At 39.7% G+C, this 13,097-nt stretch carries 6 protein-coding genes; 5 read left to right on the plus strand and 1 reads right to left on the minus strand.

Annotated elements, in window-relative coordinates; translation table 11 throughout:
* The first annotated feature begins 161 nt into the window (after positions 1-161).
* The 5 genes from ppdK to GQO80_RS09790 all read left to right on the plus strand — a co-directional run bounded on the left by ppdK (position 162) and on the right by GQO80_RS09790 (position 9,145).
* Positions 162-2,894 (plus strand): pyruvate, phosphate dikinase, encoded by a 2,733-nt coding sequence (gene ppdK, locus GQO80_RS09770; RefSeq protein WP_157208174.1) that lies wholly within the window; start codon positions 162-164, stop codon positions 2,892-2,894.
* 143 nt (positions 2,895-3,037) lie between these two features.
* Positions 3,038-4,807 (plus strand): chondroitinase-B domain-containing protein, encoded by a 1,770-nt coding sequence (locus GQO80_RS09775; protein WP_157208175.1) that lies wholly within the window; start codon positions 3,038-3,040, stop codon positions 4,805-4,807.
* 488 nt (positions 4,808-5,295) lie between these two features.
* Positions 5,296-7,521, plus strand: a complete 2,226-nt coding sequence (pflB, locus tag GQO80_RS09780; protein ID WP_157208176.1) for a formate C-acetyltransferase — start codon at positions 5,296-5,298, stop codon at positions 7,519-7,521.
* Between the two features lie 116 nt (positions 7,522-7,637).
* Positions 7,638-8,351 carry a pyruvate formate-lyase-activating protein gene (gene pflA, locus GQO80_RS09785; RefSeq protein ID WP_262885570.1) on the plus strand — a complete coding sequence of 238 codons (714 nt, stop codon included), beginning with the start codon at positions 7,638-7,640 and terminating at the stop codon, positions 8,349-8,351.
* 14 nt (positions 8,352-8,365) lie between these two features.
* The gene (locus GQO80_RS09790) at positions 8,366-9,145 is read left to right on the plus strand and encodes a formate/nitrite transporter family protein (RefSeq protein WP_157208178.1); all 780 of its coding nucleotides are present in this window, start codon (positions 8,366-8,368) and stop codon (positions 9,143-9,145) included.
* A gap of 117 nt (positions 9,146-9,262) precedes the next feature.
* Here GQO80_RS09790 and purL read toward each other — a convergent pair whose 3' ends face one another.
* Complete coding sequence (gene purL, locus GQO80_RS09795; protein ID WP_157208179.1) at positions 9,263-12,988, minus strand: phosphoribosylformylglycinamidine synthase; 3,726 nt, start codon at positions 12,986-12,988, stop codon at positions 9,263-9,265.
* Between the last annotated feature and the right edge of the window lie 109 nt (positions 12,989-13,097).

Consider the following 13,097-nt stretch of genomic DNA (forward strand, 5'->3'; position numbering starts at 1 on the left):
GTATGAAATTAAATAAGAATTTCAAATATGGCAACATAAAAGAGGCTAATTATTATGATAATGCACGCTAAATAATATTTTTGGGAATATGACATAAGTCATTAAAATAGAAATTAATAGTTTATAACTTGATGCGTTAATTATATGTAAATCTTAATATTATGGAACTAATACACGATGTAAAAGCTAGGGTATTTAAGTTTGGCAATAAAAAGGCCGATGGCAATAGCTCAATGAAAAATCTTTTGGGAGGCAAAGGTGCTAATCTGGCCGAAATGTGCGCTATTGGCATACCAGTACCACCGGGTTTTACAATTACTACCGAAGTTTGTACGGAATATAATTTATTGGGAAAAGAAGCAGTTATAGAACTAATAAAAGAAGAAGTTGAAGACTCCATAGCCAATATTGAATCGTCCATGGGATGCACTTTTGGCGATAAGTATAATCCGCTTTTGGTTTCTGTACGCTCTGGAGCACGGGTTTCCATGCCCGGTATGATGGATACCGTTTTAAACTTGGGCATGAACGACGATGTGGTACTGGGGCTGATAAAAAAAACCAATAACGAGCAGTTTGCATGGGACTCCTACCGGCGTTTTATACAAATGTACGGCGGGGTGGTTTTAGGAATGAAACCGGCCTCAAAGGATGATGTAGATCCATTTGAGGAAATTATGGATCACCTAAAAGACAAACGCGGTATTAAACTGGATACCCAATTTACCATTCAAGATTTAAAAGATTTGGTTTACGATTTTAAAGATGCGGTAAGAAAACAAACGGGCCACAGTTTTCCAACCGACCCATGGGAACAGCTCTGGGGCGCCATTATTGCTGTGTTTAATAGTTGGAATGGCGATAGGGCCGTTTATTATCGCAACATGCACGGGTATCCAGCCGAATGGGGAACCGCAGTAAATATTCAGGCCATGGTTTATGGCAATATGGGAAATAATTCGGGAACAGGCGTTTGTTTTACTCGTGATGCGGGTACGGGCGAAAATGTTTTTAACGGTGAATATCTCATAAATGCACAGGGTGAAGATGTGGTTGCAGGGGTAAGAACGCCTCAGCAAATTACCAAATTAGGTTCCCAACGTTGGGCAGAATTGGCTAAAATAGATGAAGCCGACCGTTTGGAAAACTATCCTTCCTTGGAAGAATTGATGCCTTCCATTTTTGAAGAACTAAATGGGTACCAACAAATCCTAGAGAACCATTACCGCGATATGCAAGATATGGAATTTACCATGCAGGACGGAAAATTATGGGTTTTACAAACCCGAAACGGGAAACGTACGGGAGCAGCCATGGTTAAAATTGCGGTGGACTTATTAAAAGAAGGCAAGATTAACGAAAAAGAAGCCTTGTTGCGTTTACAGCCCACGAAATTAGACGAATTATTGCACCCTGTTTTCGACCCCAAAGCCTTAAAACGGGCCCATGTTATTGCACAGGGTTTGCCAGCATCTCCAGGGGCAGCAACTGGGAAAATAGTGTTTTTTGCAGATGAGGCCTCAAAATTTAAAAACAGTATTTTGGTGCGCATTGAAACCTCTCCTGAAGATTTGGAAGGCATGAATGTGGCCAAAGGCATCTTAACCGCTCGTGGCGGTATGACCTCGCATGCGGCTGTTGTAGCTCGTGGTATGGGCAAATGTTGTATTTCTGGTGCCGGGGCTTTAAACATAAATTATAAAACCAGAACCTTTACTATCGATGGTCACGAGTACCATGAAGGCGACTGGATTTCGTTAAATGGTTCAACAGGAAATATTTTTGAAGGTAAAGTTGAAACCGTTGAACCGGAATTGAGTGGCGAATTTGCTGAAATTATGGATTTGGCCAATAAATACGCCATTATGAAAGTGCGAACCAATGCCGATACACCTAAAGATGCTAAAGTAGCCCGCAATTTTGGTGCTCAAGGAATAGGCTTAACCCGTACTGAACACATGTTTTTTGAGGTGGACAGAATCAAGGCCATGCGCGAAATGATTCTAGCCGATACCGTGAAAGGCAGAAAACAGGCCCTAGAAGATTTGTTACCTATGCAACGCTCTGATTTTGAAGGTATTTTTGAGGCCATGGATGGACTTCCGGTAACCATTCGTTTGTTGGACCCACCGTTGCACGAGTTTGTGCCCCATCAATTGGCTACCCAAAAAGAGTTGGCCGATGAAATGCATATTTCACTTCAGGCCGTAAAAAATAAAGTGGCCGAATTGGAAGAGTTCAACCCCATGCTGGGGCATAGAGGTTGTCGTTTGGGCAATACTTACCCCGAAATTACCGAGACGCAAACCCGCGCCATTATTGAAGCGGCACTTAATTTAAAAGCCCGAGGCATTATTTGTAACCCGGAAATTATGGTGCCTTTAGTGGGTACGGTTAAAGAATTTGAAATGCAGGAAAACATTATTAGAAGCACTGCAAGTAAAATTTTTGAAGAACGTCAAGATAGTATTGAGTACTTAGTTGGTACGATGATAGAAATTCCCAGAGCTGCTTTAATGGCCGATAAAATTGCCGAGAAAGCCGATTTCTTTTCCTTTGGAACAAACGACTTAACGCAAATGACCTTTGGCTATTCTCGTGATGATGCCGGTAAATTTTTACCAGTTTATATTGAAAAGGGCATTTTAAAAGTCGATCCGTTTGAAGTACTGGACCAAGAGGGTGTTGGGCAATTGATTAAAATGGGAACCGAACGTGGTAGAAGCGTAAAACCACAGTTGAAGGTTGGCATTTGCGGTGAACATGGTGGCGAACCAAGTTCGGTTGAATTTTGTTACAATACCGGTATGGACTATGTAAGTTGCTCACCTTACAGAGTGCCTATCGCTCGTTTGGTTTCGGCACAGGCAGCCATTAAAGAAGCAATGCGTTAAATGGTTTTAACCTGTTGGATGCCATTATTCAACTTAGTTGCAATTCCGTTTAGTGTTTCTAGTTTATTTTAGTATATTTGGTTTGCTAAATTGGTTATCCAGTTTGGCAAACCAATTTTTTGTTTAAGTTAAACCTAAAATGCATGAATGCCCTTACTACTTATTCAGCGATTTACATGGTGTTTTTTGGATGTTTTCTGCAAGCCCAAACGGTGACCACAAATGCAGAATTAAATACCGCTATTAACAATGCTGTGCCGGGAACCACCATTACTTTAGCAACTGGTACGTGGACCAATGTTCAACTTAATTTTGCAAAAAATGGCACTTCTGCAACCCCAATAACTATAAAGGCTCAAGCCCCAGGCAGTGTATTCATTGAAGGAAAATCGTGGATTAGAATGGGAGGTTCATACATAGTTGTTGAGGGGCTCGTGTTCCAGAACCCTTCAAATTTGGACACCAGTCGCCCCATTATTGAATTTAAAGGTTCAAACACAGATTGTAATCATTGTAAGATTACAAACATCAAGATTGATACCTATAACGGAACGGAATCGCAAAAAACCAGCACCTATAAATGGGTTCTTATCGAAGGTCAATACAATGAAATAAGCTATTGTTCATTCATTGGTAAGTATGGTATAGGCAGTATTATTAACGATAACAGAAACACTTCCGCGGCAGATTATACTAAAATTCACCATAATTATTTTGCTGGAAGAACGCCCATAAACGCTGTAAACGAAGATAACGACCAAGATGCCATTAGGATTGGTAATAGCGCAACCTCTTTATCGGATTCATTTACTGAAGTTTATAATAACTATTTTTATAATTTTAGTGGTGAAATTGAGGTGATTTCCAATAAAAGCGGGAGCAATAAATATTATAACAATACTTTTGAAAATTATCAAGGGGCTTTAACGCTCAGGCACGGTAATAATTGTGAGGTATTTAACAACTTCTTTTTCGCAAATGGTAACCCGTTTAGTGCAGGTGTTCGGGTAATGGGTGAAGGCCACAAGATTTACAATAATTATATTCAAGACGTTAGATCTAGGTATGAAAATGGTAGTCTGTCCAACGGAGTTGGAGGTATTAATATTGCAAACGGCAGGACAGATGGTGTTTTAAATGGTTATTTGCCCGTAAAAAATACAACCATTATAAACAATACGTTTGTAAATTGTGATTATGGAATACGAGTTGGGACTAAATTTGATGCTTCACAAAGTGTTGCGCCCGACAATGTGATACTAGGCAACAATATCATATTTCTGGATGCCACAATAGCCAACGAAAGTACAAATAGAGCCATCCAAGTTGTAACACAGCTTACGGGCGCATTATCAAAATACGAAAATAATATGAAGCAAGCGGGAATTTGGGATTCTTTTGGGACTGTTACAGCCACCGGAAACGTAAACGTTCCTTCTGGATTGTTGGTCCCTGCCGCCTATTTTTATAGAATAAGCAGCGGTAGTGCCGCAATAGATTACGGATTGGGAAACTATACCTTTTTGGATAAAGATATTCTAGGAGGTATAAGACCTGCTGCTTTATTTGATGCTGGAGCTGAAGAGTTTGGCTCTGGAGGCACTTTTTTACCATATAAAACCACAGATGTTGGTGTTACTGTTGGTTTTGGGGGAAGTCCGGCACTAAGTGTATCCCAAAAAACTCCAGACGTTCAAAACCTGAAAATTTACCCAAACCCAATAATTGGGGATTATTTGAATGTTTTATCAAAGGATAAAGCCATAGGAAGAATTACTATTGTAGATATTACAGGCAAAGTGGTTCTAGAAAAAAGTATTCAAAATGTGTCGGGACATATCAATGTAAGCAATCTGTCCAAAGGAATTTATGTGGTTAAGGTTCAGGGTATTTCTAAACTTTTTGTAAAGTAAGGTTCGGTACAGAACAAAAATATAAGCATGTTTTGTAAGTATCATATTGCATATATTTTTATGTTTTTTGAGGTTTTAATTTTTGTTGCCTTGCTATCATGTAATCAATCTTAATTGATTTTTTCCAAGTGCTTAAAAAACATTTTCAGGGGGTGTTTTTTCATGTCCAAACCTTAAACAGCTCAATTCCACTCGTTATTCAAAATCTAAATACTGCTGATAAATGTCTTTTTAGGGCTTTTTTTATTGTAAATATTAAACAGGTTGTTGAGGCATGGTGTGCTATATTAACCCGAAAATGCATCATATTATCCATGTCAAAATTTATTTATTTTTTTGTTTTTCATTAAGGCCATATTTCAAACGTTTTCGTAAGATAATTAGCGTTTTTAGGGGTTTTTTATGATATATATCAGTTTTCTGAGTTAATAAAGGCAATACATTTGTCATGTAAAAATAGAATAATACAACACAAAAAATAAAGAGTGATGGAAGTAAAACAATTTAAAAGTGGCATTTGGACTGAGAAAGTAAACGTCCGTGATTTTGTTAGCCTCAACATAACGCCTTATTATGGCACTGGTGAATTTTTGGTAGGCCCCAGCGAAAAAACCCAAAAGCTATGGGATATTTGCAAAGCGGCAACCAAAGCAGAACGCAAAAACAACGGCGTACTTTCAATTGATACTGAAACTGTTTCAACCATTAGCGCTTTTGATGCTGGTTATATTGACAAAGAAAATGAAGTGATCGTAGGGTTGCAAACCGATGTGTTGTTAAAACGTACCATGAAGCCTTTTGGTGGTTTTAAAGTTGTACAAAAAGCCCTTTCGGAACATGGTTTAAAGCCAAACGATGCGTTAACCGAATTATTTTCAAAATACGTTAAAACCCATAACGACGGTGTTTTTGATGCTTATACATCTGAAATAAAAAAATTCCGTTCACTGGGATTTTTAACCGGCCTACCTGATAATTATGCCCGTGGCCGCATTATTGGCGATTACCGTCGTGTGGCCTTGTATGGCATCAATTTTTTAATGGACGCTAAAAAAGCCGATTTAGAAAATATTACCGGCCCAATGACCGAAGCCACCATTCGGTTGCGTGAAGAAGTTTCAGAACAAATACGGTCGTTAAAGGAAATGATCGAGTTGGGTGCCAAATACAACCTCGATTTAACCCGTCCTGCAGAAAACGCCCAAGAAGCGGTGCAGTGGACCTATATGGCTTATTTAGCTGCCGTAAAAGAGCAAGATGGAGCAGCCATGTCGTTAGGTAACGTATCTACTTTTTTAGATATTTACATTGAAAACGATTTGCAGGAAGGCATCATTAGCGAAGTGGAGGCTCAAGAATATATCGACCAATTTGTAATGAAATTGCGCATGGTTCGCCATTTAAGAATGGAAGACTATAACAATATTTTTGCCGGCGATCCAACTTGGGTAACCGAGGCCATTGGCGGTATGTTTTCTGATGGAAGAACCAAAGTAACCAAAACATCTTTCCGTTTCTTGCACACTTTATACAATCTAGGGCCATCACCAGAACCCAATATCACGGTGCTTTGGTCTGAAAACCTGCCGCAAAACTTTAAGGATTTTTGTGCCAAGGTCTCCATCGATACCTCTTCCATCCAATTTGAAAATGATGAGTTGATGCGTACCAACCGTGGTTCAGACGATTATGGTATTGCTTGTTGCGTGTCTTTTCAAGAATTGGGCAAATCCATCCAGTTTTTTGGCGCACGTACCAATTTGGCAAAAACATTATTGTTGGCAATTAATGGCGGACGTTGCGAAAATACCGGCACTTTAATGGTAAATGGTATCCCTGAATATACCGATGAATACCTGGATTTTGATAAGGTAATGGCAAACTTCAAAATAGCCATGAAAGAAGTGGCCCGTGTATATAACGATTCCATGAACATCATTCATTACATGCACGATAAGTATTATTATGAAAAAGCGCAAATGGCGTTGATAGATACCAATCCAAGCATCAATTTAGCCTATGGAATTGCAGGGTTATCTATTGTGGCCGATTCGCTTTCTGCCATTAAATTCGCCAAGGTAAAACCTATAAGGAATGAAGCAGGTTTAGCAATCGATTTTAAAATTGAAGGTGAATTTCCGTGTTATGGTAATGATGATGATAGTGTTGATGCTTTAGCTGCAAATGCCGTAGCCGATTTTAACAACGAATTAAAAAAACTGCCCATTTACAAAAATGCCGAACCTACCATGTCGGTTTTAACCATCACATCCAACGTGGCCTATGGTAAAAAAACAGGCGCAACACCCGATGGTAGAGCCAAAGGCGTGCCGTTTGCTCCAGGTGCAAACCCAATGCATGGGCGCGATACCCAAGGTGCCATTGCATCGTTAAATTCGGTTTCAAAAATTAATTATGACGATTCACAGGATGGTATTTCAAATACCTTCTCGATGGTGCCAAAATCGTTGGGAGCTAACGAAGCAGAACGCATTGAAAACTTAGGGACTATTTTGGATGGTTATTTCTCAAGAAACGCGCAACACTTAAACGTGAACGTGTTAAACAAGGAAACCTTGATGGATGCCATGGAGCACCCCGAGGAATACCCACAGTTAACCATTCGGGTATCGGGTTATGCCGTTAACTTTGTGCGTTTAACCCGCGAACAGCAGTTGGATGTTATCAACCGTTCATTTCATAAATCCATGTAATTTATAAATTTAAAATGGTGAACATCCAATAAAAGGGTTGCAAAACTTATTTTATTGGATGTTCCTTTAAATACAAAGCCATCAAAACCCACGATAACATATTAAGCGTCCATTCCATTGAAACCTTCGGAACCCACGATGGTCCCGGTATTCGCATGGTCATTTTTCTGCAAGGTTGCAAATTAAAGTGCCTGTACTGTCATAATCCAGATTCCATAGCAACTTCTGGGGGCAAAGACTATGAGGTCGAGAAATTGGTTCAAATGGCATTAAAAACAAAGCCCTATTTTGGTAAAAAAGGGGGCGTTACCGTATCGGGTGGCGAACCATTGTTGCAGGCAAAGGCACTTATTCCGTTTTTTAAAAGGTTGAAAGAGGAAGGTATTAATACCAACATTGATACAAACGGCAGGATTTTGAACCATTTTTCAAAAGAATTGTTGGATGACTATGCCGATTTGGTGATGTTGGACATCAAGCACATAACCGAAGAAGGCTATTTGGCCCTTACGGGCATGCCGAATAAGGATACGGCACTTAATTTTGCCAAATACCGGGAAGCTTCCGGAAAAAAAATGTGGTTGCGTTATGTGTTGATTCCCGGGATAACGGATGCGCCCGAATTGCTGCACGCCCTTGGAAACCATTTTAAGGATTATAAAACCATTCGTAAAATTGAAATTCAGCCCTACCATAAATTGGGAATCCATAAATGGGAATCTTTGGGTTGGGATTACCAATTAAAGGATGCCCGTGAAAATACCCCTGAAGAATTAAAGGCCGCCACTAAAATTTTAGAAAAATATTTTAGGGAAGTGAAAATAAATTAACGTAAAAACAGCGTATGAATAACCCTAAGGAAGTTATTGAAATAGTAAATGTACTGGCGCAAAACAAGGCATCGTACAAAATTAATAAAACATTGATTCTTGCATTTCTAGCAGGTGCCTACATTGCCTTTGGTGGGTTACTGGCTCTTGTAGTAGGGGGCGGTTCGCCAGGGTTGGCAGCAACAAATCCTGGGATAACCAAGTTTCTTTTTGGCGCTATGTTCCCCGTTGGCCTTATTTTGGTCGTTATCGTGGGTGCCGAACTTTTTACAGGAAACAATGCCTATTTTGTGCCGAGTGTTTTAAGTAAAAAGCAAACTATAAATACGGTTCTTAAAAACTGGGGCTTGGTATATGTTGGGAATTTTATTGGAGCTCTTTTTGTGGCCTACTTTATTACGCATTTAACCCATATTGTTGGCAGTACGCCCTTTGCAGAAACGGTGCGAAACGTTGCAATGAACAAAACAAGCCATACCTTTTTAGAAACCTTTCTTAAAGGCATTGGTGCCAACTGGTTGGTGTGTTTGGCTGTATGGCAAGGTATGGCGGCAAAAGATACCGTTGGTAAAATTTTTGCCATTTGGTTGCCGGTTATGGCCTTTGTTACTTTAGGGTTTGAGCACAGTGTGGCCAATATGTATTTTATCCCACTTGCTATTTTTGAAGGGGCTCCAATTACATGGTTGCACTTTTTTGAAAGCAATTTGGTGCCTGCTACTCTAGGAAATATAGTTGGCGGGGTCCTTTTTGTTGGGATGCCGTATGGTTATTTATTCGGGAATAAAGCCTAATGGTAAAAAGTTAGAAAAACAACTTAAAGCGTCGTTAAAAACGAATCGAAGCAATCGGTTTATAATTTACAGATTGCTTCGTATGTCGCATTGAGTTAAAAATGGTTTTGCAGCTTCCTACTTTAAATGTTCCAACCATTTCCTGGCATTCACAAAGGCTTCCAACCAAGGTGAAACCTCGTCTTTTCTGCCTTCAGGGTAATAGGCCCAATTCCACTGGAACGTCGAGCGCTCAATATGAGGCATGGTTACCAAATGCCTGCCTGTTTTATCGCATAGCATGGCCGTATTAAAATCGGAACCGTTTGGGTTGTGTGGATATTCTGTGTAAGCATATTTGGCCACGATTTGGTATTTGTCTTCAGAATATGGCAATTTGAATTTACCTTCGCCATGCGAAATCCAAACCCCAAGCGTTGTGCCTTCCAATGTTGAAAGCATGACTGAATTGTTCTTTTGAATTTTAACTGAAGTGAATGAACTTTCATGTTTATGCGAATCGTTATGAAGCATTTTACCATGAACATCGTGCTCTGGGTTGATAAGTTCTAACTCCATCCATAATTGGCAACCATTACAAATCCCAACCGATAAGGTGTCTTCCCGTTTGAAGAAATCCTGTATCACTTTATTGGCTTTATCGTTGTATTTAATGGCGCCCGCCCAACCTTTTGCAGAGCCTAAAACATCCGAATTGCTAAAGCCTCCAACAGCTCCTAAAAACTGAATATCCTCTAAGGTTTCACGACCCGAAATTAAATCGGTCATGTGCACGTCTTTCACATCAAAACCTGCCAAATACATGGCGTTTGCCATTTCGCGCTCGGAGTTGCTTCCTTTTTCACGAAGAATGGCGGCTTTGGGCCGCTTCTCGTCATTGCGAGGAGTTTGCGACGAAGCAATCTCATTCTTGGTAGCAGATTGCTTCGTTTCACTCGCAATGACGTCTTTTAATTTCCCTGTAAAATGACTAGGGAATGTATATGCTAATGGTTGATTTTTATAGTTGTTGAAACGCGCTTCAGCTAAATTATTAGCAGTTTGTTTTTGGTCTAATAAAAATGACGTTTTGTACCAAACATCGCGTAAACGAGAGATGGTTAAAGTAAAAACTTCATTGCCGTTTATGATGCTTAAAACATCACTATTGGTTACGTTTCCTATATTGAAAAAATCAATATTTGCTTCCGAAAAAACACTTTCGATGGAAGCATCTTTAGCTTGAATAACGATACCTGCATTTTCAGCAAACAATAATTTTAAGGAATCTTTTTCAGCTAAAGCAGTAAGGTCCAATTCAGCCCCCAAGTTATTATCAGCAAAACATAATTCTAACAAGGTAGTAATTAAACCACCAGAAGCCACATCGTGTCCAGCAACAATTTGTTTGTCTTTTATTAATTTCTGAAGGGTATTGAACACGGTTTTTACATACGACGCATTTTTAACTGTTGGTGCATCGTTTCCAATTTTGTTCAATATTTGTGCAAACGCGCTTCCGCCTAATTTAAAACTATCTTGAGATATATTGATATAGTAAATAGAGCCTCCGTTTTTCTTAAATACAGGCTCCACAACATTACTAATATCATTACAATTTCCAGCGGCAGAAATGATAACCGTTCCCGGAGCAATAACATCACCATCGGGATATTTTTGCTTCATGGAAAGCGAATCTTTTCCGGTGGGAACATTGATGCCCAAATCGATGGCAAACTCCGAAACGGCTTCAACCGCTTCATATAAACGGGCATCTTCACCCTCGTTTTTACAAGGCCACATCCAGTTTGCAGACAATGAAACCGATTGCAAACCATTTTTTAAAGGTGCCCAAACAATGTTGGTCAGGGCCTCGGTAATGGCATTTCTGCTTCCTGCCACCGGATTGATCAATCCTGAAATAGGCGAGTGCCCAATAGAGGTTGCGATGCCTTCTTTTCCTTTATAATCCAATGCCATAACCCCAACGTTGTTTAGCGGTAATTGCAAGGGACCAGCACATTGTTGTTTGGCCACTTTACCGCCCACACAACGATCTACTTTATTAGTTAACCAATCTTTACAAGCTACGGCCTCTAATTGTAAAACCTGTTCTAAATAATCATGGAAATTATCGGAATTATAGCTTAGTTCTTTATAATTTCTTTGGATGGTTTTATCGGTCATAATGGTTTTTGGCGAACTGCCAAACATATCTTCCATCGCTAAATCCATGGGTTTATGGCCGTTGGTTTTAGACTCGAATGTAAATCTATCATCACCTGTAACATCACCAACCGTGTACATAGGCGAACGTTCTCTGTCTGCAATACGTTGAAGGATATCGATATGCTCTTTATCAATCACCAAGCCCATACGTTCTTGCGATTCGTTACCAATAATTTCTTTATCAGAAAGGGTAGGGTCGCCCACAGGAAGTGCATCTAAATCTATGTTTCCACCAGTATCTTCCACCAATTCCGATAAACAATTCAAATGGCCACCCGCACCATGGTCATGTATGGAAACGATGTAGTTTTTGTCGCTTTCAACCATACCACGAATGGCGTTGGCAGCACGTTTTTGCATTTCAGGGTTGGAACGTTGTACGGCATTTAATTCGATGCCTGATGCAAATTCACCCGTATCTGCCGATGATACCGCAGCACCACCCATGCCAATACGGTAGTTTTCACCACCAAGAATTACGATTTTATCGCCCAATTGTGGTTTGTCTTTCAAGGCTTGGTCTTTTTTGCCATACCCAATACCACCTGCTTGCATAATCACTTTATCGAAACCAAGTTTTCTGGCATCTTCTTCATGTTCAAAGGTTAAAACTGAACCGCAAATAAGTGGTTGCCCAAATTTGTTTCCAAAATCTGATGCACCATTTGAAGCCTTTATTAAAATATCCATTGGCGTTTGGTACAGCCATTTGCGTTCTGGAAAGGCTTTTTCCCATGGGCGGTTTTCTTCTAAGCGAGAATACGAGGTCATATATACCGCGGTTCCTGCTAATGGAAGCGATCCTTTTCCGCCTGCAAGTCTATCTCGAATTTCACCTCCCGAACCGGTTGCGGCACCATTAAAAGGTTCTACGGTAGTTGGGAAGTTATGGGTTTCTGCTTTTAATGAAATAACCGATTCAAAATCTTTGGTTTCATAGAAATCGGGTTTGTCGGCGGTTTTTGGTGCAAACTGTTCCACTTTAGGGCCTTCAACAAAAGCCACATTATCTTTATAGGCTGAAACAATACTGTTGGGGTGTGTTTCAGATGTTTTTCTAATTAATTTGAAAAGTGAGGTTGGTTTTTCAACACCATCTATCACAAACGTGCCATTGAAAATTTTATGGCGACAATGTTCTGAGTTTACTTGTGAAAACCCAAATACCTCGGAATCGGTTAACGGACGACCAATTTTTTTGGCAACACCTTCTAAATATGCAACTTCTTCATCACTTAATGATAAGCCTTCTTTTTGGTTATAAGCGGCAATATCTTCAATATTAAGTATCGGTTCTGGTTTGATATTGATGGTGAATGATTCTTGATTCAATCCTTTGAATTTTTCAGAAATCATGGGGTCGAAACCTTTGAAATCTTCAGCTACAGCTTGAAATTCTTCAATACGGATGATGTCTGTAATGCCCATATTTTGGGTAATCTCTACCGCATTGGTGCTCCATGGGGTTATCATGGCGGCACGTGGCCCAACAAAAAAAGCATCGATGGATGCTTGTTCTATTTTAGGCTGGTTGCCAAATAGCCATACCAATTTGGATATGGTTTCGGGAGCTAATTCTTTTGTGGTTTGAACAGCAAAAACCGTGCTGTTTGCGTTTCCAAAGAAATGAATCATTAGGTATGGGTTTATATTTGTTTGAAATAAAGGGCAAATTTACTTTTTTTAGTTGAAATTTTAGCTTAAAAAATGCCATTAATTAGGGAGTTATCCACGAGTTTTGAAC

Origin of the sequence: Mariniflexile maritimum (assembly GCF_009746565.1) — a bacterium.
Lineage (GTDB): Bacteria > Bacteroidota > Bacteroidia > Flavobacteriales > Flavobacteriaceae > Mariniflexile > Mariniflexile maritimum.

Excerpts from the sequence above, each read along its gene's own strand:
- ppdK (WP_157208174.1), top strand. The coding sequence starts at position 162 with ATGGAACTAATACACGATGTAAAAGCTAGGGTATTTAAGTTTGGCAAT.
- GQO80_RS09775 (WP_157208175.1), top strand. The coding sequence starts at position 3,038 with ATGAATGCCCTTACTACTTATTCAGCGATTTACATGGTGTTTTTTGGA.
- pflB (WP_157208176.1), top strand. The coding sequence starts at position 5,296 with ATGGAAGTAAAACAATTTAAAAGTGGCATTTGGACTGAGAAAGTAAAC.
- GQO80_RS09790 (WP_157208178.1), top strand. The coding sequence starts at position 8,366 with ATGAATAACCCTAAGGAAGTTATTGAAATAGTAAATGTACTGGCGCAA.
- purL (WP_157208179.1), bottom strand. The coding sequence starts at position 12,988 with ATGATTCATTTCTTTGGAAACGCAAACAGCACGGTTTTTGCTGTTCAA.